General features: G+C 62.1%; 22 protein-coding genes and 1 tRNA gene. 6 read left to right on the plus strand and 17 right to left on the minus strand.

From position 1 onward, the window contains the following. Window positions 1-79 precede the first annotated feature (79 nt). Window positions 80-964, plus strand: coding sequence for a LysR family transcriptional regulator ArgP (locus tag ACSQ3S_RS28840; RefSeq protein ID WP_436144533.1), 885 nt, complete (start codon window positions 80-82; stop codon window positions 962-964). Here ACSQ3S_RS28840 and ACSQ3S_RS28845 read toward each other — a convergent pair. Both ACSQ3S_RS28845 and ACSQ3S_RS28850 read right to left on the minus strand, forming a co-directional pair. Beyond that, window positions 961-2,022 (minus strand): histone methylation protein DOT1-like protein, encoded by a 1,062-nt coding sequence (locus tag ACSQ3S_RS28845; RefSeq protein ID WP_436144534.1) that lies wholly within the window; start codon window positions 2,020-2,022, stop codon window positions 961-963. The genes ACSQ3S_RS28840 and ACSQ3S_RS28845 overlap by 4 nt on opposite strands. 9 nt (window positions 2,023-2,031) lie before the next feature. Beyond that, entirely contained in the window at window positions 2,032-2,394 is a 363-nt protein-coding gene (locus ACSQ3S_RS28850) for a DUF5710 domain-containing protein (RefSeq protein ID WP_436144535.1), read from the minus strand. Window positions 2,395-2,475: 81 nt separating this feature from the next. Here ACSQ3S_RS28850 and ACSQ3S_RS28855 point away from each other — a divergent pair, with 81 nt between their 5' ends. Next, a complete protein-coding gene (locus tag ACSQ3S_RS28855) occupies window positions 2,476-2,937 on the plus strand; it encodes a GNAT family N-acetyltransferase (protein WP_176652610.1) in 462 nt (153 codons plus the stop codon). A 14-nt stretch (window positions 2,938-2,951) separates the two neighbouring features. Beyond that, window positions 2,952-3,590 carry a hypothetical protein gene (locus ACSQ3S_RS28860; RefSeq protein WP_436144536.1) on the plus strand — a complete coding sequence of 213 codons (639 nt, stop codon included), beginning with the start codon at window positions 2,952-2,954 and terminating at the stop codon, window positions 3,588-3,590. Here ACSQ3S_RS28860 and ACSQ3S_RS28865 read toward each other — a convergent pair. From ACSQ3S_RS28865 to ybiB, 11 genes are all read right to left on the minus strand, one after another. After that, window positions 3,587-4,696: a Gfo/Idh/MocA family protein gene (locus tag ACSQ3S_RS28865; RefSeq protein ID WP_436144537.1), complete on the minus strand. Its 1,110-nt coding sequence runs from the start codon at window positions 4,694-4,696 to the stop codon at window positions 3,587-3,589. The two genes, ACSQ3S_RS28860 and ACSQ3S_RS28865, sit on opposite strands and share 4 nt — an antisense overlap. 62 nt (window positions 4,697-4,758) lie before the next feature. Further along, complete coding sequence (locus ACSQ3S_RS28870; RefSeq protein ID WP_436144538.1) at window positions 4,759-5,262, minus strand: GNAT family N-acetyltransferase; 504 nt, start codon at window positions 5,260-5,262, stop codon at window positions 4,759-4,761. Further along, window positions 5,225-5,536 carry a DUF1778 domain-containing protein gene (locus tag ACSQ3S_RS28875; RefSeq protein WP_176652606.1) on the minus strand — a complete coding sequence of 104 codons (312 nt, stop codon included), beginning with the start codon at window positions 5,534-5,536 and terminating at the stop codon, window positions 5,225-5,227. Before ACSQ3S_RS28875 ends, ACSQ3S_RS28870 begins: the two co-directional genes overlap by 38 nt. 37 nt (window positions 5,537-5,573) lie before the next feature. Next, window positions 5,574-6,062 carry a DUF2442 domain-containing protein gene (locus ACSQ3S_RS28880; RefSeq protein ID WP_436144539.1) on the minus strand — a complete coding sequence of 163 codons (489 nt, stop codon included), beginning with the start codon at window positions 6,060-6,062 and terminating at the stop codon, window positions 5,574-5,576. A gap of 299 nt (window positions 6,063-6,361) precedes the next feature. Continuing rightward, window positions 6,362-6,440 (minus strand) — tRNA-Ile (locus ACSQ3S_RS28885). A gap of 103 nt (window positions 6,441-6,543) precedes the next feature. Next, the gene (gene rpoD / locus ACSQ3S_RS28890) at window positions 6,544-8,784 is read right to left on the minus strand and encodes an RNA polymerase sigma factor RpoD (RefSeq protein ID WP_176652590.1); all 2,241 of its coding nucleotides are present in this window, start codon (window positions 8,782-8,784) and stop codon (window positions 6,544-6,546) included. Between the two features lie 495 nt (window positions 8,785-9,279). Then, window positions 9,280-11,076 (minus strand): DNA primase, encoded by a 1,797-nt coding sequence (gene dnaG / locus ACSQ3S_RS28895; RefSeq protein WP_436144540.1) that lies wholly within the window; start codon window positions 11,074-11,076, stop codon window positions 9,280-9,282. A 99-nt stretch (window positions 11,077-11,175) separates the two neighbouring features. Beyond that, on the minus strand, window positions 11,176-11,625 hold the full coding sequence (locus tag ACSQ3S_RS28900) for a GatB/YqeY domain-containing protein (RefSeq protein ID WP_176652588.1): 450 nt from the start codon (window positions 11,623-11,625) through the stop codon (window positions 11,176-11,178). Between the two features lie 139 nt (window positions 11,626-11,764). Then, window positions 11,765-11,977, minus strand: coding sequence for a 30S ribosomal protein S21 (gene rpsU / locus ACSQ3S_RS28905; protein ID WP_008451879.1), 213 nt, complete (start codon window positions 11,975-11,977; stop codon window positions 11,765-11,767). Window positions 11,978-12,150: 173 nt separating this feature from the next. Next, complete coding sequence (locus ACSQ3S_RS28910) at window positions 12,151-13,359, minus strand: NAD(P)/FAD-dependent oxidoreductase (protein ID WP_176652587.1); 1,209 nt, start codon at window positions 13,357-13,359, stop codon at window positions 12,151-12,153. A gap of 46 nt (window positions 13,360-13,405) precedes the next feature. Beyond that, window positions 13,406-14,395 carry a DNA-binding protein YbiB gene (gene ybiB / locus ACSQ3S_RS28915; protein WP_176652586.1) on the minus strand — a complete coding sequence of 330 codons (990 nt, stop codon included), beginning with the start codon at window positions 14,393-14,395 and terminating at the stop codon, window positions 13,406-13,408. Window positions 14,396-14,469: 74 nt separating this feature from the next. Between ybiB and ACSQ3S_RS28920 the strand changes: the two genes are divergently transcribed. Next, window positions 14,470-15,528 (plus strand): 3-deoxy-7-phosphoheptulonate synthase, encoded by a 1,059-nt coding sequence (locus tag ACSQ3S_RS28920; RefSeq protein ID WP_176652585.1) that lies wholly within the window; start codon window positions 14,470-14,472, stop codon window positions 15,526-15,528. Between the two features lie 41 nt (window positions 15,529-15,569). Here the strand turns inward: ACSQ3S_RS28920 and ACSQ3S_RS28925 are convergent, their stop codons facing one another. Continuing rightward, window positions 15,570-15,884 carry a hypothetical protein gene (locus tag ACSQ3S_RS28925; RefSeq protein WP_176652584.1) on the minus strand — a complete coding sequence of 105 codons (315 nt, stop codon included), beginning with the start codon at window positions 15,882-15,884 and terminating at the stop codon, window positions 15,570-15,572. 186 nt (window positions 15,885-16,070) lie between these two features. Here ACSQ3S_RS28925 and tsaD point away from each other — a divergent pair, with 186 nt between their 5' ends. Beyond that, window positions 16,071-17,111 (plus strand): tRNA (adenosine(37)-N6)-threonylcarbamoyltransferase complex transferase subunit TsaD, encoded by a 1,041-nt coding sequence (gene tsaD, locus ACSQ3S_RS28930; protein WP_176652583.1) that lies wholly within the window; start codon window positions 16,071-16,073, stop codon window positions 17,109-17,111. Here the strand turns inward: tsaD and ACSQ3S_RS28935 are convergent, their stop codons facing one another. Then, on the minus strand, window positions 17,112-17,294 hold the full coding sequence (locus ACSQ3S_RS28935; protein WP_353400777.1) for a hypothetical protein: 183 nt from the start codon (window positions 17,292-17,294) through the stop codon (window positions 17,112-17,114). It lies immediately after the preceding gene. 96 nt (window positions 17,295-17,390) lie between these two features. Further along, entirely contained in the window at window positions 17,391-18,332 is a 942-nt protein-coding gene (locus tag ACSQ3S_RS28940) for a LysR family transcriptional regulator (RefSeq protein WP_436144541.1), read from the minus strand. Between the two features lie 108 nt (window positions 18,333-18,440). On the opposite strand from ACSQ3S_RS28940, the gene ACSQ3S_RS28945 reads away from it, so the two are divergent. Next, window positions 18,441-19,304 carry an oxidoreductase gene (locus tag ACSQ3S_RS28945; protein ID WP_436144542.1) on the plus strand — a complete coding sequence of 288 codons (864 nt, stop codon included), beginning with the start codon at window positions 18,441-18,443 and terminating at the stop codon, window positions 19,302-19,304. On the opposite strand, the gene ACSQ3S_RS28950 is transcribed toward ACSQ3S_RS28945, so the two are convergent. Then, the gene (locus ACSQ3S_RS28950; protein ID WP_436144543.1) at window positions 19,301-20,530 is read right to left on the minus strand and encodes a metal-dependent hydrolase; all 1,230 of its coding nucleotides are present in this window, start codon (window positions 20,528-20,530) and stop codon (window positions 19,301-19,303) included. The two genes, ACSQ3S_RS28945 and ACSQ3S_RS28950, sit on opposite strands and share 4 nt — an antisense overlap. Window positions 20,531-20,532: the final 2 nt, after the last annotated feature.

Below are 20,532 nucleotides of genomic sequence, written 5' to 3' on the forward strand. Positions count from 1 at the left end.
TCCTGAACAATGGCGCCAGCTTAAATCCCGTGCGAAGATAAGTATAATTAATATTATTGAGTAAATATTAGAGACTCTAATGAGACAAGTCGATTACCGGGGGCTGGCGGCACTGGATGCCGTGATCGATTACGGCAGCTTCGACAAGGCCGCCGCCGCGCTGTCGATTACGCAGTCCGCCGTCTCGCAACGGATACGGATGCTGGAAAACAGCGCCGGAGAGCTGCTGATCGTGCGCAGCCAGCCGCCCTCGCCTACCGAAGCCGGCCAGCGCCTGATTGCCCACTATCGCCAGGTGCGTTTGCTGGAGGCGGCCTTGTTCGAGCGTCCCGAGGCGGGCGAGGCAAAGCCGGAAATTGCCATCGCGGTCAATGCCGACAGCGCCGCGACATGGCTGCAGGAGGCCGTCACGCCGTTGATGAGCAGCGGCGACTGCATGCTGCACATCCGCCTCGACGACCAGGACCATACTTTGACGATGTTGCGGGAAGGCCGCGTTTTCGGCTGCGTTACGAGCGAAACGGCGCAAGTTGCGGGAACTACGTCCACCCCGCTCGGCGTCATGCGCTACCTGTGCGTCGCCAGTCCGGCGTTTGCCGCGCGCTGGTTCCCGGACGGCATGACGTCAATGGCGGTGCAGCAGGCGCCGGTCCTGGAATTCGACCGCAAGGACATGCTGCAGGAACGCTTTATCGCCCAACGCACCGGCTACACCGGCCACTATCCGCATCACGCGTTTGCCAGCTCCGATGGATTTGTACGCTTCGTCGAAGCGGGCTTCGGCTACGGCATGCTGCCGATACTGCAGTGCGAACCGGCATTGAAGGCCGGAACCCTGGTCGACCTGACTCCCGGCGACTACCTGGACGTGCCGCTGATCTGGCATATGTGGGATATCCAGACGCCGTTCACCCGCCTATTGTCCGACAACGTGATCTCTACTGCACGTAAATGGCTGCTTTAAGCCTTGCCGTCCAAGGCCGCCATATCCTGCCGGGCACGTTCTTCCCAAGCCTCCGGGTCCGGTTCGTACGCGCCGCCGGTTTCCGCCAGCGGCGATGACTGCAACGGCCCAGTACGCTGGTAAAGCATGACGTTGGTCCACGCCACGGTACCGGCCGGAAAATAGTGCAGCAGCTTGAATGCCGGATGTTTCAGCGGATAGGTGGTCGTACTCACCAGCGCGCCCTCCTGCATTTCGCAAGCGAGTTTGTCGCCCAGCGCATCCATCAGCGGGCCGAAGCATGTGCTGTAAAGGAACACCAGACTGGCGCCGCGCACATCAACCTTGAACATGTCCGCTTCGATGAAAGCGATGCGCGACTCCAGTTCGAGCAGATGGCGGCCGCTGGCCTGGGCGCCGAACGGCAGCTGCAGCGGCGCGTCCGGCAGCAACGGCGTCGGCAAGGAGGCCAATCCCTGGCGCGCCAGGCCCAGCATGGTCTGCAGCCGCTGCACAGCCAGACGATGACGGTAGCCCAACAACTCCACGCCGATGCAGCGCTGAAAGGGAAACGCCAGCGCTGCGGACATCACCACCTTGCCCAGCCCGCTGCCCAGATCGACCATGACGCCGCCGGGACGAATCAGCGGCGCGATCACGTCGAAATAATTTTCCAGTTCGTAGCGCTGCAGTTCGCCGTAGATGAGTCCCGCATCTTCGACCAGCCAGGCCCGCACTTCGGCATCGCCGATCTGCTCCAGCGAGCGGAAGCCGGCCGGCGCCGCGGTCCTCGGCAGCATGCCATGCGGCAGTATGCCGGCCGGCAGAGTCCCGACGATGACGCTTACATGGGGACGCAAGCGCTGCAGCAGATAGTCGCGGCGCGACCGGTCTTCCAGGCAGGCGCGCAGCGCGTAGCCCACTTCCATAAACTTGAGAAAAGGCGAATCCGGCACCAGTTCCAGCGGCGGCCGCGCGTGCTTCTCGCCACCCTGTATGCTTTGAAACAAGGCCTCGAACACATCACCAGTCTGCTGGAAACTGACGACGGGCTGGGTTGGTCTGTCCCCGGTCCGCATGTCGCCAGCCTAGGCCCGCAAGGTCGCCAGCATTTGTTCGACGCTGTCGTGCGCGGCTTGCCAGCCGGAAGTGGCCAGCGCCGGCGCGCAGACCGGGCAGGTTTCGAAAGGATTGCAGTCATGCGGCAGTTCCATGTAGAACTTGCCGACGACCGACTTGCCGATGTACGAATCCACCGACAGCGGCTTGGCCTTGGGCGCCACCGACGCCTTGGCCGGCACGAAATCCGCGCCGCCAGGCGCCAGCCAGCGCTCGAAAGGCTCGGTCGGCTTGCCGTCCGGGACATACCAGGCCTTGCGCTCGCCGTTCCAGCGCGCGCCCAGCGCCTTGGCTTCGTCTTTTTCCGCAAACGGAACTTTTAGAAACATCATCTTCGCTACTCCGCTAATGGAAGGCGCCATTTTACATGCGCGGCCGTTGACTGTACCGTACACCGTGGATATAGTTGCCAAATGTCCCAGTCCTCCCCCGTGATCCGCGCCACAGCCGCCCAGCTCGACGATGCGCGGCATCTGCTGTACGAATATTTCGACGTCATCGGTGTGGTTCTACGCGATGACGACGACGCCATCCGCGCCTTCCTCAACGACGCCAGCTCGGCCATGTGGATCGCCTATGTCGACGGCGCGCCGGCGGCCTGCGTGGCCATGCGTCCGCTGGCGGAAGTGGCCAATGCGACCGAATGCAAGCGCCTGTACGTGGCCGACAAATACCGTCGCCGCGGCCTGGCGGAAGCATTGATGCAGGCGCTGGAAACCCACGCCTTGCAAGTCGGCTACAACGCCGTCTATCTCGACACCAAGGACGACCTGCACGCCGCCATCACGCTCTACGGACGGCTGGGCTACGAACGCTGCGAGCGCTACAACGACAACCCGCAGGCCACCATCTTCATGCGCAAATTCCTGCGCTGATCAAGCGGACAATAATGCCCACCATAGAACCTATCACCCTGACGCTGGCCGAACTGGCTGAGCGCTGGAACAAGACACCCAAGCAAGTACTGGAATCCGGACTGCCGATGTATTTTTATTTCGACGGCCTGGTATTCGATTTCAACGATAAATGGCACCGCGCCAACGGCGATGCCAACGAAGCGCAGGATCTGGAAACGCATCAGGCGCGCCTCGCCACCATCGAGATCGACCTGCAGCGCCAAAGCCTGCACAAGCGCGGACTGCTGAAGCTGACGCAGTGGGAAGAAGCGCTGGGCGACGACGAACTGCGTCAGCTGCAGGCCGAGGTCGACCGCTTGAACGGAGAAATAGTCCGGTTGTCGGCGCGGCTCAAGCAGCGCATCGAAGATCGCCAGCGCCACGTGCGCAACGGCCTGCTGCGCGCGGCGCCGCGCACCTTGCGCGACATCGCCCAGCACGGCAACGCCATCTTCCCCCATTTCGCCTTCATGCCGCACACGCCGACAGGCAGTGTCGCCGACGCGCTGATCGCCGACGGCGCGGTGGTCGCGCTGGAAGACGGCTTCCCGCTTAAAGCCCTGCTGGAGCAGGCCGACCTGGTGATCTCGATGTTCGACGTCAAGATCGCCGAAGCGGCCGGCGCGCACTAAGCCTTGAGAGCGATCCGCTTCTGCTCCCGCGCGGAGCGGTAGATCGCCTCGATGATGCGCATGTCGCGCAAGCCCTCTTCGCCGGCGACGATGGGCTCGCGGTTGTCGATCACGCACCGCGCCATGTGGTCCAGCTGGCCGGTCCATTGCGTCGCGCCGGGTCCCGGTGGCGAAGTGATCTCTTCGGTACGTCCGTTACCCACCCACAGCCGGTTGCCGTGATAGCCGGTGCCGGGTTCCAGCTCGATCCGGCCCTTGTCGCCCATCAACAGGATGTGGTTCTGGTTGGCGCTGTACATCGACATACAGGACGCGATCACGCCGGACGGGAACTCCAATTCGAACTCGATCATGTCCTCGACCTCGTGGAAGCGCGGATCGGAACGGTCGGTGCGCTCATGCGCGTAGACGGCGATGGGTTCCTCGTTCGTCATGTAGCGCGCCGCCTGCAGCGCGTAGATGCCCATGTCCATCAATGAGCCGCCACCCGACATCGCCTTCTTGAGCCGCCATGTGGACGGATTGCCCTGAACGAAACCGTGCTCGGAACGGAAGTAGCGCAGCTTGCCGATCTCGCCGGCGCGCGCGCGTCGCCGGGCTTCCAGGTTGGTCGGCTCGAAGTGGCAGCGATAGCCGATCATCAGCTTCTTGCCGGCCTGTTTGCAGGCGGCGATCATGGACTCGCACTCCGCGCTCGACAGCGCCATCGGCTTCTCGCACAACACGTGCTTGCCAGCCTTCGCCGCGCGGATCGTGTATTCCGCATGCATGGACACCGGCAGGCAGACGTAGACGATATCGATGTCCGGGTTGTCCTTGATGCTGTCGTAGTTGTCGTAGCTATAGATGCTGCGCTCGGGGACGCCGTATTCGGCCGCAACGCGCTTCGCCTTCACCGGATCGCCGCTGACCAGCGCGACCAGCTTGCTGTGTTCGCAGTTTTTAAATTGCGGGATGATGACGCCCAAACCGTAGCCGCCAAGGCCGACAATCGCGTAGCCCAGCTTGCGTTGGGGAGTCGCGGCCCAGACAGGAGCGCCAACGGCACTTGCAGCGATGGCGCCACCAGCAGCGAGAACAAGACCACGTCGGTTCATATCTATCATTGCCAGTTCCTGTCGTTGAGAATGGAGCGGCAATTGTAGTATGAATACCAAGCGCGGGTTTGTCAGATCGGTAATTTAGGGAAGCTCATTATCGGCATGAACAGCGTCAACGGATTGGAGACCAATGGAACGAACCCGTAACGCGCATAGAAGTATGCTGCGTCGGCATCCTTGGCATCAACGAAGAACGCATAACCACCGACTTGAGACGTCGATAGTTCCACACGCTTCATTGCGTCCACGATGAGAATGCTCCCATAGCCTTTACGTTGTTCATTCTTCCTGATGGCGAGGCGTGCCAGAGTGTAGCCAGGTAGCTTACGCGGCAACCTGCGCGCAACCTCGACAGGTAGTTCGTCACGGGGCGTCATGGGCCGGATCGCCAGCGCGTAGAAACCTAAGATCTTTGCCGGATCTGCTGAGTCTGTCAGCACAAAGGTACGCGAAATAGAATTCTTCTGATGCTGCCTGGCAGTCTGACACAGCCAGGCATTTAAGTCGGGATCGCCGCAGTCAAATTCTTTGACATCATGTAACGCCGCCAGCGGCACTATCGAGCGCCCCATTTGTCACCTCATCCATGTACCGCTCAAATGCTCTCACCAGCTTGGCATTTGCGGGACGAGGATTATCAAGCATGTCGATGAATAAGGCTGCGTCTTCACGAGAATAGAAGATCGTTTGCTTATGGTCGATGACCTGATCAGCCTTCTCCATTGCGGCTTGGACCACAAACTGATCCAGCGTTGCGCCAGAAAGATCGGCAGCCCGCTGCAACCGCTCAATCGAGACGGTATCAAGTCGTGCCGAAATTCGGCCTTTTTCCACGATCGCGCTCATCGAAGGTACCTCGCATTGCGTACAGTTGAAACTTAGATTAGCACATTGACGCCAGAGTGACGTCAATCTTGGTCAGCACGCGGTAGCTTACGGAGCTTCGCAGAAATCTTTTCCGCATCGCTCTTTTTCGGGCGACCGCCAAGAGCCCATTTTTTCGAGCTGCGGCGCCCTTTACTGACGTTGTCGCTTTCCCTCCTACCCTGCCATTTTGAGCCGCCATCCAACGCTTGGAACCTAATAATCCCTCAATCAAGCTGGGCACATAAATATCCGCATCGATCTTTGGGAAGTGAACACCCAAGCCGGAAGGACTGATCTCCACAACGTCCAGATCTTCCGGACGTGCTGCTTCGAAGCTTTGAGCGTGGTGCGGGGAAAAAGATAAATCAAGGCCGGTATCGAGAGAGATCACGATGCGGGAAATTCGGCGGTCATAGCGGGCAGCCACAACGCTCGGGTAGGTAGCTTTTTTTGCCGCCCCACGGCGATTGGCGGCTTCAACTGTTTGGTCATTAATAATGTCCATGAACTTCCTCCCACTTCTTGCAGAGCAACTCGATGTTGCCACTCAGATCGCTCGCGATTTGCGCCAAGGCTTTGTACGCTTTAGCAGGACGATGATCGTCAGATAAATGACGACAACGCATGCCGCCGACTCTTAAGACTGTAGGCAGTGTAACAAAACCCAAAACAGCTTGGGTTTTCTGACGCCAGAAATTTTATTGTAGCGAGGCCAGACGACCTCAGTCTTGAGAACTAGGATTGAAGCGCAAAAAACAAAGGGCTGGCGCGAGGCCAACCCTTTGATTTCAAAACTGAATAAATTGGTGGGCCTCCCGTGAGTCGAACACGGCACCAACGGATTATGAGTCCGCTGCTCTAACCAAGCATGAGCTAGAGGCCCAGGGTATTGCTATGCGCTGGAAGCCTTGCCTGCCCCTCCTACGCGCGTCCGTTTATAAAACGAACTCGCGAGGATAAGGGCTAGCACAGCCACTAGTCAAGTCTTAGTTGCCTTCCAAGAAGCTTTTCAGCTTGTCGGAACGGCTAGGGTGGCGCAGCTTGCGCAGGGCCTTGGCTTCGATCTGGCGTATGCGCTCGCGGGTGACGTCGAACTGCTTGCCGACCTCCTCCAGCGTGTGGTCGGTCGACATCTCGATACCGAAGCGCATGCGCAGCACCTTGGCTTCGCGCGGCGTCAGCGAGTCGAGCACGTCCTTGACCACGCCGCGCATCGACGCGTGCAGCGCCGCGTCGGACGGCGCCAGCGTGTTGTTGTCCTCGATGAAGTCGCCCAGATGCGAATCGTCGTCGTCGCCGATCGGCGTCTCCATCGAAATCGGCTCCTTGGCGATCTTCATGATCTTGCGGATCTTGTCCTCGGGCATCTCCATCTTGATGGCCAGCGTGGCCGGATCCGGCTCGGCGCCGGTTTCCTGCAGAATCTGGCGGGAAATCCGGTTCATCTTGTTGATGGTCTCGATCATGTGCACCGGAATACGGATGGTGCGCGCCTGGTCGGCGATCGAGCGCGTGATGGCCTGGCGGATCCACCACGTCGCGTAGGTCGAGAATTTGTAGCCGCGGCGGTATTCGAACTTGTCGACCGCCTTCATCAAGCCAATATTGCCTTCCTGGATCAGGTCGAGGAATTGCAGGCCACGGTTGGTGTATTTCTTGGCGATCGAAATCACCAGGCGCAAGTTGGCCTCGGTCATTTCGCGCTTGGCCTTGCGCGCCTTCATTTCACCGGCCGCCATCTGGCGGTTGATGTTGCGCAGGTCCGGCAGCGGCAGCACGACGCGCGCCTGCAGGTCGATCAGGCGCTGCTGCAGTTCCTTGATGGTCGGAATGTTGCGGCCCAGGATGGCGCTGTAGGCGTGGCCCGCGGCCACTTCGCCGTCCACCCATTCCAGGTTGGTTTCATTGCCAGGGAAGACCTTGATGAAGTGGGCGCGCGGCATGCCGCACTTGTTCACGGCCACGTCGAGGATCTGCTTCTCGATGTGACGCACTTCGTCGACCTGGCCGCGCAAGGTGTCGCACAGCTTCTCGACCACCTTGGCGGTGAAGCGGATGCCCAGCAGTTCGTACGAGATCGCTTCCTGCGCCTTGATGTAGGCCTTGGAGTTGTAGCCTTCCTTCTCGAAGGCGCGGCGCATCTTGTCGAACTGCAGGGAGATGGTGTCGAATTTTTCCAGCGCGGCGTTTTTCAACGCTTCCAGCTGTTCGGCCGAGAAACCGGCGGCGCCCGAAGCGCTCGCTTCTTCCTCTTCCTCTTCTTCCTCTTCTTCCTCTTCCTCTTCTTCCTCGTCCTCTTCGGCCGGCGCGGCCGCTACCGGCGCGGCGACTTCTTCGCTGTCGTCGACCAGGCCGTCGACGATCTCGTCGATCTTGATTTCATCGGCGCGGATGCGGTCGGAGGCGGCGATGATCTCGGCGATCGTCACCGGGCAGGCGGAAATCGCCTGGATCATGTCTTTCAGGCCATCTTCGATGCGCTTGGCGATTTCGATCTCGCCTTCGCGGGTCAGCAGCTCGACCGAGCCCATCTCGCGCATGTACATGCGCACCGGGTCGGTGGTGCGGCCGAAGTCGGAGTCGACGGTCGACAGCGCCGCTTCGGCGGCCGCTTCGGCTTCGTCGTCGCTGGTCACGGTGGCGACGTTGTCCGACAGCAGCAGGGTCTCGGCATCCGGCGCGTGCTCGTAGACGGCGATGCCCATGTCGTTGAAGGTGCCGATGATGCCCTCGATCGCTTCCGGATCGACGATATTCTCGGGCAGGTGATCGTTGATCTCGGCGTACGTGAGGAAACCACGTTCCTTGCCGAACTTGATCAGTGTCTTGAGTTTCTGGCGGCGGCGCTCGAGTTCTTCCTCGGTGGCTTCCGTGTCCGACGAGAAAGCGTCCTTCAGCAGCGCCTTTTCCTTGGCCTTGCGGTCCTTGGCCTTGGCCTTGTCGACGGCCTTCAGTTCGGCGCGTTCGACCGCATTCAGCGCGGCGACTTCATCGTTTTCGGGCTGGAATTCTTTCGGTTTGCGCCCGCGCCGGCCCGGCACTTTGACCGACGGCAGCACGTAGCCAGAGGTATCGATGGCGGCAAGCGTCGCCGCGTCCGTGGTCTGGCTGACCACAGGCGGGTTGCTGGCGACACGCGTTTCCGGCTTGTCCGCCGTTTTCGCGGATTTTGCGGTCACTTTGCTCGGCTTTGCAGCCGCTTTGGATTCAGGTTTCTTGATTGGCACAGGCGCTTTCGATTACACAACGACTTGCTTATTTAGGATAAAGTTTCTTGCGGCTCTTGCGAACCTACGTCTTCGAACTTGCCGACTGCACAAGTTCGACAATACTACGACTTACTTACACCCGGTCAGGCCGACCGATCTCAACAGAACTCCACCGCGATTGGCAGAAATTCTACTGCATCAGACACGTGCGTGGGGGCAAGAAACCATGACTAGGTTAGAAAGCAAACAGAACGTTTGCTAAACAGCGCAGCGCGCTGAACTAAACCAAAGCTGGCCCTGGCCGCCGACACCTGTCTTTCCGCGTCGATCAAGAGCCTAACTTACTGAAAACAAACACACTCTGAACTGGAAAACGATGCCAAAACATACAACACTTAGCGTTTTATTATAGCACGTCACTTTTCAATTTCCAGAGGCGGAAACCCCACTTCCCGCCCCGGAAGAATGACAGAAACATTACATCACAAAACGCCCGACAACTATTGCCACAACCTACCTGCTAGCCAACTCCGCCTGCGCCTCGCGCAGCAACTGGTCCTGCTGCGAGGTCAGCTCGCGGTAGCGCACGCCGATCTCGTCGGACGACAGACCCGCCGCAAACAGCTGGCTCAGCTCCTGCTTCAGCGCGTCGTTCTTGACCTGGCGGATCGCGCCGCGCAGGAACAACCGCACCGCATCGAAGTCCGACTCCGGCTCCTTGACGATCTCGGAGATGATGCCGTCGTACTCCTCGCCCTGCGACTTTAGATGTTGCGCAAAGGCCGCAAAACTGCCGTTCGGCCCCAGCGCCTGCGCCGCCCCGACCAGCTGCGCCAGCCGCTCGGCCGGTTCGGCGCCGAAATACTGGAACGCCGCCAGCGCCGCCGCGTCGATGTCCAGCGCGAGCGGCGGATGCGCCACCAGCAGCCGCACGATCTGCAGCTCCAGCCCGACCGGCACCGGACGTCCGGTGCGGGGCGGCGCCTGACGCGCCACGGCGACCGGCTTGGCCAGCTCGAACAGCACCTCGATCTCGGACGGGGTGCTCTGCGTCAACTGCGCCAGGCCGCGCACGATCTGCAGGCGCAGCGACGTCGGCGTCATCGACTGCAGCATCGGCTTGGCGTCGAACTGGGCGCGGGCCCGGCCCTCCGGACTTTGCAAATCGTGCTCGCCGACCGCTTCCTTGATCAGGAACTGCGACAGCGGCATCGCTTCGTGTATCTCCTGTTCGAACGCCTCGTTGCCGTAGGTGCGGACGTAGCTGTCCGGGTCGTGCTCGGTCGGCAGGAACAGGAACTTGATGGTCTTGTTGTCCGTCACGTGCGGCAGACAGGCTTCCAGCGCGCGCCGCGCGGCGCGGCGGCCGGCCTTGTCGCCGTCGAAACTGAAAATCACCGTGTCGGTTTGACGCAACAATTTCTGTACGTGGTTGGTGGTGCAGGCCGTGCCCAGGGTTGCCACCGCTTGCGGGAAACCCATTTGCGCCAGCGCCACCACATCCATATAGCCTTCCGTCACCAGCACATAACCCGCATCGCGGATCGCCTGGCGCGCTTCGAACAAGCCATACAGTTCGAATCCCTTAGAAAATAAAGGCGTTTCGGGAGAATTCAAGTACTTCGGTTCACCGTGGTCGAGGACCCGGCCGCCAAAGGCGATGACCTGGCCCTTGGTGTTTTTAATCGGAAACATCACGCGCTCGCGGAAGCGGTCGTAACGTTTGCGGTTGCCGCCGTCCTCGTCCACCTTGTCGATCACCAGGCCGGCCTCGGCCAGCGCCACCGCCTCGTAATCGGGGAAGATGGAGCGCAGGTTGTCCCAGCCGGCCGGCGCATAGCCGAGGCCGAAACGGGCGGCGATTTCGCCGGTCAGGCCGCGGTTCTTCAAATAGGCGATGGCGTCGGTGGCGCCGCGCAGCTGCGAGCGGTAAAAATCGCTGGCGCGCGTCATCGCCTCGGTCAGCGCCAGGCTTTGCGCGGCCATTTGCGCGCGCTGGGCCGGCGGTATCTTGTCATCCTGCTCGGGCACGACCATGCCGACGTTCTGCGCCAGGTCCTTGACGGCATCGACAAAGCCCATGCCGGAATACTCGATCAGGAAACCGATCGAGGTGCCGTGGGCGCCGCAGCCGAAGCAATGGTAGAACTGCTTGGTCGGGCTGACCGTGAAACTGGGCGATTTTTCGCTGTGAAACGGGCACAGGCCCATGAAATTCGCGCCGCCTTTTTTCAGCTGCACATAACGACCGACGACGTCGACGATGTCGACGCGGTTCAGCAGATCGGAAATAAAGGATTGTGGTATCACTTGGCTATGCGGTCTTGTTATTGATCAGACTATACCGCCGCGCCGATCCGGCTTTGATGCGGATCAAGTCGCGGCAGAGCTCACAACAGAGCTGGGGCATTATGCCGGGGTCAGCGCTTTCTTGACCAGGGCCGACACGACGGTCATGTCGGCGCGGCCGGCCAGCTTGGGCTTGACGATGGCCATGACCTTGCCCATGTCCTGCGGACCGGCGGCGCCCGAGGCGGCGACGGCGGCGGCCACTTCGGCGGCCACTTCCTCGTCCGACAGGCCGGCAGGCATGTAGGCGGTCAGCACGGCCAGTTCGGCTTTTTCGATGTCGGCCAGGTCGGCGCGGCCGCCGGCTTCGAACTGGGTGATCGAGTCCTTGCGCTGCTTGATCATTTTTTCAACGATGGCGACGGTCTGCGCGTCGTTGACTTCGATGCGCTCATCGACTTCCTTGCGCTTGATTTCAGCGATGATCAGGCGGATGGTGCTCAGTTTGCCCGCTTCCTTGGCGCGCATCGCGGCTTTCATGTCTTCGGTGATTTGTTCTCTCAAGCCCATGGCGTTTCTCTCAGAAAATTAGTGGAGTAAAAATGCGAAAACCCGCCGTGGCGAACCAGAGCGGGTATCTTCCAGATGCAACAAGATACAACCCGAGGCGTAAGCGCCGTACTGCCGGGTTGAATCTGCAAGAGCAGTCTTAGAACAGTTTTTTCGGCAGTTGCTGGCTGCGGATGCGCTTGTAGTGACGCTTCACGGCAGCTGCCAGCTTGCGCTTGCGCTCAGCCGTTGGTTTTTCGTAGAACTCGCGAGCGCGCAGTTCGGTCAGCAGGCCGGTTTTTTCGATGGTGCGTTTGAAGCGACGCATTGCGACTTCGAACGGCTCGTTTTCTTTAAGGCGAATAGTGGTCATGTAAAAATTCAAACCGTTTGAGGTTATAGGGAGAAAGAGACTATAGCAGGTTTTGCAGCAAAATGGAAGACGCTTGGCCATCTGGACGGCCATCGATGCGGCTTTCACTGCAAAAACAACGCGGCGTACTAGACAATCTTTCTACGCCGCTAACTTCCGGGAACCGAATTATATCAGACCGCCTGCCCGGCCGCCACACCCGACGCCCACGCCCACTGGAAGTTGTAGCCGCCCAGCCAGCCGGTCACGTCCACCGCCTCGCCGATGAAGTACAGGCCTGGCACCTTGTTGGCCATCATGCTCTGCTGCGACAGTTCGCGGGTATCGATGCCGCCGCGCGTCACTTCGGCCTTCTTGTAGCCTTCCGAGCCGTTCGGCGTGATGGTCCACTGGTTGACCGCCGCGCCCAGCTTGCGCAGCTGCGCGTCCGGCAGGTCGGCCAGGCGCGCGTCCAGCGCGAAGCCGTGCGCCAGCAGCAGGCCCTCGGCCAGGCGCGCCGGCAGCCACTGCGACAGCACATTGCCCAGCTGCTTCTTGATCGTGCCCTTGCCCTCGATCAAGGTCGCCGCCAGGTCCAGCTCGGGTATCAGGTTGATGACGATGGGCGTGCCCGGCGTCCAGTACGAGGAGATCTGCAGGATCGCCGGGCCGGACAGGCCGCGGTGGGTGAACAGCAGGTCCTCGCGGAAGCGGCCGCCGGTCGGGTTGCGGCCCTTGAGGGAGCCGGTTTCCACGTCCACCTCCAGCGCGATGCCGGCCATTTCGACGAACGGCGCCCACTGCTGCGGATCGAAGGTCAGCGGCACCAATGCCGGACGCGGCTCGACCATGCGCAGCTCGAACTGCTGGGCGACGCGGTAGCCGAAGTCGCTGGCGCCGATCTTGGGTATCGACAGGCCGCCGCTGGCGATCACCACGCTGTCGGCCTCGATGTCGCCGCCGTCGGTCTGCAGCAGGAAACCACCTTCGGCCGCCTGCTGCAGGCTGGTGACCTTGCACGGCATGCGCCAGTGCACGTCGCCGCCGGCGCATTCGTCTTTCAGCATGTCGATGATCTGCTCGGCGGAGTCGTCGCAGAACAGCTGGCCGCGGTGCTTCTCGTGGTAGCCGATGCGGTGTTTCTTGACCAGCGCGACGAAGTCGGCCGGGGTGTAGCGCGACAGCGCGCTTTTGCAGAAGTGCGGATTCTCGGACAGGAAGTTGGCCGGACCGGCGTTGATGTTGGTGAAGTTGCAGCGTCCGCCACCGGAGATGCGGATTTTCTCGGCCAGCTTGGTGGCGTGGTCGATCAGCACCACGCGCTTGCCGCGCTGGGCCGCCGTCGCCGCACACATCATGCCGGCCGCGCCGGCGCCGATTACCGCTACATCAAACTTTGCCATGTCAAATCCAATCGTCCAAAGGCGTATTGTACTTGACTGGCCGGCCTTACTCGATGGGCTCGCTGACCCGCTGACGCGACTGCAGGGTGCGCGACACCAGCAGACACTGCGCCACCTGCTCGGCGATCGATGGCGGCACCGGTACCTCGCCCTTCAGCACGGAGGCGATCCACGCCGCCGTGGTGGCCGCATCCTTGCCCTCGGGCAGCAGCGGCAGTTCTCCGACCTGGGTCTGCTTCGGCACCAAGGTCGTGCGCAGGCCACCGTGGAACCAGTCGATCTGCTGCGCCTTGTTGGCGTTGGCCACCGTCTCGCCCTCGGTGCCGCGCATCAGGAAGGCGTCGCCGCGCTCGTGCAAGGCCGCCGTGGTGAAGTATTCGCCCAGCATTTCCAGATACTCGGGGTGCGTGTACGACACCAGCCGCAGCGCCGGCCCGGCGAACGGCTGCATGATCTTGACCAGTGTGTGGGTCGAGTTGCGCACGCCCAGCCGGCGCCGCAGCGACAGCAGATACGCCAGCTTGGGCGCCAGCGCATCGATGGTGATGAAGGCCACATGGCCCTGCGCCATCGCCTCCTCCGCCTCGGCGCGGTGGCGCGCGGCCGGCACGCCCAGCGCCTCCAGCACCTCGGCGGTGGCGATGCGGCCCAGGTCGTGCGCGACGCCGTGCACCAGCACCGGCACGCCCTCGCGCGCCAGCAGCATCGCCAGCAGCGCGGTCAGGTTGGCCATCTTGCGGGCGCCGTTGTAGGTCGGGATGATGACCGGCGCGAACTGCCCCGGCGGCGCGGCCAGCGGTTCGAACGAGCCTTCGGCCGCGTCGAGGAAGCCGGCGATCTCCTCCACCGATTCGCCCTTGATGCGCATGGACAGCAAAATGCCGCCCAGCTCCAGGTCGGAAACGCGGCCGTCCAGCATGGCCTGGTAGAGGTCGTGGGCGTCGTCGCGGTTCATGCTGCGGGCGCCGTTTTTGCCGCGACCTATTTCTTTGATGAAACGTGCGGCGAGGAAGGGTTCGTGAGTTGATGTGGTCATGGCATCAGCTTAAACCACTACGCCACATTTCGGCTACACTATCCCTCCCCCGCAATAAATATACGTAGAGAATCATGATCTCCCCAGATATCGAAAACATCAACGTCACCTCGTTCGGCCCGATGCCGTCGCCGGAAGCCTTGCACAGCAAGCTGCCGCTGACCGACAGCGCCTCGGACACGGTGATGAAGGGCCGCGAAGCCCTGCGCAACATCATCGACCGCCAGGACAAGCGCCTGTTCGTGGTCGTCGGTCCATGCTCGATCCACGATCCCGTGGCCGGCCTGGATTACGCCCGCCGCCTGAAAGCCCTGCAAGCCGAAGTGGCCGACACCATGCTGCTGGTGATGCGCGTGTATTTCGAAAAGCCGCGTACCACCACCGGCTGGAAGGGCTATATCAACGATCCGGACATGGACGATTCCTTCCGCGTCGACGCCGGCATGGAGAAGGCGCGCCAGTTCCTGCTGGACGTGTGCGAACTGGGCCTGCCGACCGCGACCGAGGCGCTGGATCCGATCTCGCCGCAATACCTGGGCGACCTGATCGCCTGGACCGCCATCGGCGCCCGCACCACCGAATCGCAGACCCACCGCGAGATGTCGTCCGGCCTGTCCACGCCGGTGGGCTTCAAGAACGGCACCGACGGCGACATTAGCATCGCCATCAACGCCATCCTGTCGTCGGCGCATCCGCACTCCTTCCTGGGGATTAATTCGCAGGGCAATGTGTCGATCGTGCGCACCCGCGGCAACGCCTACGGCCACGTGGTGCTGCGCGGCGGCGACGGCCGTCCGAACTACGATTCGGTGTCGATCGCGATTGCCGAGCAGGCGCTGGCCAAGGCCAAGCTGCCGGCCAACCTGGTGGTCGACTGCTCGCACGCCAACAGCTACAAGAAGCCGGAACTGCAACCGCTGGTGATGGCCGACGTCATCCACCAGATCGTGCAGGGCAACAAGTCGTTGGTGGGCGTGATGATCGAGTCCAACATCGTCGGCGGCAACCAGAAGATCCCGGCCGACCTGAGCCAGCTGAAGTACGGCTGCTCGGTGACCGACGGCTGCATCGACTGGGAAACCACCGAACAGATGCTGCGCGAGGCGCACAAGCAGCTGAAGAACCGGCCCTAAGCCACGTCATTCCCGCTTTCGCGGGAATGACGGTTGGTTCGCTAGCCGAACGCCATCACCCTGGTGGCGACACCAAACGACCCCGCCAGCGCCGCCTCGGCCTTGCTGGCAGGGGCGCTCAGCTCAGCGAGGTCCAGGTAGACCTTGCAATCCTCGACCTTGACCGAATAGCGGCGCGTCGTGCTCTCGCGCGGGTCGATGTCGCCGCACTCGAGCACCGCATGTACGTGCTCTTCGTCGGTACGGAACAGCGCCACGCCCGGCAATTCCTGCCAAGCCAGTCCGCGCGGCACAAGGCGCGCGCCGCTCATGGGCACATCCCTCACTTTGCAAATCAGCTTCCATTGTCCGGACATCGCCCGTCTCCCTAGTCAACTTCCTGCACTTGTCTAAGCAAAACCGATGCCACGCAAAAGGCTGAAAATTCTGACCATTTGGCAAAATCTCGCACTGCGCGGGTGCGGGCCGGGGCCGCCGTGGTGCATGCTTGCACGCACTTTCCATTACAATGGCGGATTCCCCTTTTGATTTGTGCATTCTTCATGATCGTACTCGGCGTCGAATCCTCCTGTGACGAAACCGGCCTTGCGCTGTATGACACGCAACACGGCCTGCTGTCCCACGCCCTGTATTCGCAAGTGGCGATGCATGAAGAGTACGGTGGCGTGGTGCCGGAACTGGCCTCGCGCGACCATATCCGCCGCGCCATTCCTCTGCTGACGCAGACGCTGGAAGGTGCCGGCAAGTCGCTCGCCGACATCGACGCCATCGCCTACACCCAGGGTCCCGGCCTGGCCGGCGCGCTGCTGGTCGGCTCGTCGGTGGCCTGCAGCCTCGGCCTGGCGCTGGACAAGCCGGTGCTGGGCGTGCACCACCTGGAAGGCCACCTGCTGTCGCCGCTGCTGGCCTCGCAGCCGCCGGAATTCCCCTTCATCGCGCTGCTGGTGTCGGGCGGCCACACCCAGCTGATGCGGGTGGATGGCGTCGGCCAGTACACGCTGCTGGGCGAAACGCTGGACGACGCCGCCGGCGAAGCCTTCGACAAGTCGGCCAAGCTGCTGGGCCTGGGCTATCCGGGCGGACCGGCGATTTCGCGCCTGGCCGAATTCGGCGACCCGGCCGCCTACAAGCTGCCGCGCCCCATGCTGCACACCAAGGATTTCAATTTCAGCTTCTCCGGCCTGAAAACGGCGGTGCTGACGGTGGTGAAGAACCACGAAGAGAAGGTCATCGCCAATATCTGCGAGCAAGACAAGGCCAACATCGCGCGCGGCTTCGTCGACGCCATCGTCGACGTGCTGACCGCCAAATGCGTGTCGGCGCTGAAGCATACGGGCTTGAAACGGCTGGTGATTGCCGGCGGCGTGGGCGCCAACTCGCAGCTGCGGGCGTCGCTGAACGCGGCGGCAGCCAAGAAGAAGTTCAAGGTCTACTACCCTGAACTGGAATTTTGCACGGACAACGGCGCGATGATCGCCTTCGCCGGCGCCATGCGCCTGATGATCAATCCCGACGCCGCGAAGAAGGACTACTCGTTCAACGTCCGGCCACGCTGGCCGCTGGACGACATCAAGGTCGTGTAATTAGCCTTGGGCGAAGGCCATCGAGGCCAGCACCGCCAGTCCGACCAGCGGTATCAGGTACTTGGCCTTGCCGGCGCCCAGGCGCACGCCACGGGCGGCAATGCGCTCGCTGCGCAGACGGTGTTCATCGGCCGACGATTCGTGGGCCACGGTGCTTGCTTTTTGCTCAGTTGCGGTATTCATAACAGCCTCCATATCCGTTGATGATCTTCCTTTCTGGAAAGTAACGCAATTGTCGTGCCAACAAAATAGGCACAGATTGGCCTATACAGCTTGATTTCAGGCCCTTTTGTGGTGCACGCGCGACACGACGCCCTGTTGCGTGCCCAGCTTCTGCGCAGCCCGCTCCGAGATGAAATCGATGAAGTGACGCACCCGCAGCGGCATCTGGGTACGTTGCTGATAGTACATGAAGACCCCGTTATTGCACGTTACGGTTCCGGGAAGCAAAGGAATCAGCAGTCCGTCAGCCAGTTCGCGCTCGATCATGAAGACCGGCATCTGGCCGATGCCGGTGTCGTTCAGCACCGCCGTCAGCTCCCCCTCCACCGTATTGAAACTGGCCACCGCCGGCACGTCCTGGTAGACGGTGGCGCCGTCCACGTGCAGCTCCCATGGCAGCAGCCGGCCGGTATTCGGATGGCGGAAGCCGGTGCAGCGGTGGTTCGCCAGCTCCGCCACCGTCGTCGGCGTGCCATATTTCTGCAGATAGCCGGGCGTGGCGCAGACCAGCAGCAGCATCTCGCCCAGCTTGCGTGAAATCAGGTTGCGCTCGGGCGGGCTGCCGGCGCGGAAGCCGACGTCGATCTTGCTTTCCACCAGGTCGGTAAAGTGGTCGTCGAGCTGCATGTCGAAATGCGCCCCCGGATAGCGCTCCTGGAACTCGCGCAGCAATGGCACGATGATGCCGTTGCCGATCGACAAGGGCGCCGCCACGCGGATCAGGCCGTCCACTTCCAGCCGGCTGTTCTGGATCTGGTCCAGCGCCTCGTCCAGCAGGCGCAGGCCGGGGTTGGCCAGCTCGAACAGGCGCGTGCCCTCCTCCGTCAGGCTCAGGCTGCGCGTGGTGCGGTGGAACAGCCGCACGCCCAGGTGATCCTCCAGCTGGCGCACCGCCTTGCTGACGGCCTGCGGCGTCAGGCCGGCCTCCACCGCCGCCTGGCTGAAACTCTTGGCGCGCACCACGCCGATGAACAGACTGATAACCCGGGCTTTATCCATATTAACAACCAGAAGATGATAATCAAACAGCTTTCCTATGGCTAGTGTAGCAGGTAACGACGGCCTACACTTGCCTCTACCAACTCACCCAACCTGAAGGAAACGATCATGACTGCCACTGCACAAAAAGTATGGTTCATCACCGGCGCATCCCGCGGCTTCGGCCTGCTGACGGCGAAAAAGGCGCTGGAACGGGGCGATTTCGTGGTCGCCACCGCGCGCGATCCGCAAACCGTCATCGCCGCCCTGGGCGAGCATCCGAATCTGCTAGCCGTGCGCCTGGATGTGAAGCTGGAAGCCCAGGCCATCACCGCCGCCCAGCAGGCGGTGGCCCGCTTCGGCCGCATCGACGTGTTGGTCAACAACGCCGGCTACGGCCTGCTGGGCGCGGTGGAGGAAGCCAACGGCGAGGAAATCCGTGCGCTGTATGAGACCAACGTCTTCGGCCTGCTCAACGTCACCCGCGCGGTGCTGCCGGCGATGCGCAAGCAAGGCAGCGGCCATGTCATGAACATCTCGTCGGTCGGCGGCTACTCGGCCTACGCCGGCTGGGGCGTGTACAGCTCGACCAAGTTCGCCGTCGAAGGCCTGAGCGAAGCGATGTCGATGGAACTGGCGCCGCTGGGCATCAACGTCACGGTGGTCGAGCCGGGATTCTTCCGCACCGACTTCCTTGACGCGTCGTCGCTGGTGGCCACCCGCGACCGCATCGCCGACTACGCCGCCACCGTCGGCGCGATGCGCGACTTTGCCGAAGGCGCCAACCACCAGCAGCCGGGCGATCCGCTCAAGCTGGCCGGCGCACTGCTGCAACTGGCCGACAGCGAAAAGCCGCCGGTGCGCCTGCAACTGGGTTCCGACACGGTGGAACGCGTGCGCGCCAAGAACCTGTTCGTCGAAACCGAGATGGCGCAATGGCTGGAGCTCGCGGTATCGACCGACCACGCGGCTCCGCTCAAGCAAGCCGCTTAAGGCGACAGCAGGTCCGCTCGCGGATAGCCCCAGCCGGGCACGCCGTCGGGACATTTCAAGGCCTGCGAAAAATGCAGCGTCGTGAAATTCCCGCGCGGCGTGGCGGCGAAGCGGTAATCCGACAATTCGCCGGAGGCCAATGCCAGCAAGGGCGCGCGGCCAAACCGCAGCCAGGCGTCGACCTGGCAGTTGGATTGCTTCAGCAGGCGCAGTGCCTGCAAGCCCGCCGACGCTGTGGCGAATTGCAGTACGCCGGGCGACAACGCTTGCGACGGCAGCTGTTCCACCAGCCCGACCGGACAAGCCAGCGGTTCCAGCCACGTCGGCGCGATGCTGGCCACGCCGCGCCGCAAGCGGTAATTGCCCTGCGCCTCATTGCTCTCCACGCTGACAAAGGACCAGCACAGAGGCTGCGACGGAAACGCCGTCATCGCCACATCGAGCACGCGCGATGCAGGATCGATGCCCTGCAACGCCGCCGTGATCTGCTGCCGTCCCGCTTGCGAAGCCACGCCCTGCACCGCGATGAACCCAAGACCGACGCCCAGCGCCAGCAGCAATCCCGCGCGGCCGCGCGTGCCTGCACGCCACTGCGCTGCGCCGCACAGCGCGCCAATCAACAGCAGCGCAGCAAACGACGTCCACCCCAGGTACCCCTTGACGGCAAACGCCACCAGCACCGCCAGCAAACCCGCCAGTCCCGCCATGCGCGCGAAACGCCAGCGCATGACGAGCGCCATCGGCACGCCGAACGCCACCCAGAACAGCGGTTCGACAATGAACACCATGTCGCCGTAAAGCCATCTTCCGTCGAACGGATACCACGGATGGACGCCGTAGGAATTGGTAAAGTCCAGCAGCAGGTGCAGCGCCAGGCCGGCGACTATGCTGGCCGCCAGCCCCCAGCGCGCCGGCATGCTGGCCCTGAGCAGCGCCCGCGCGGAGGGCCAGCATAACCACAACAAGGCTGCCAGCAGCAAGGCCTGCGGCAACGCCATCAAGGCCGTATGCGTGTGGCCGCGATGATAAAGCAGATAGCCCAGCGGATCGGGCAAGCGCTTACCAAGGAACAGATCGAGATCGGGAAAATTACTGGCCAGCGCACACGACACCAGCAGCAGCCGATGCCGCACCCGCTGCGACTGAGTGTCCGCCTCGTCGGGCAGACTGCGATGCACTACTTCTCCAACGCCGAAACCGATGATGCTGTGGGTGATATTGTCCATGT

It is taken from the genome of Duganella sp. LjRoot269 (assembly GCF_964254095.1).
Lineage (GTDB): Bacteria > Pseudomonadota > Gammaproteobacteria > Burkholderiales > Burkholderiaceae_D > Rugamonas > Rugamonas hordei.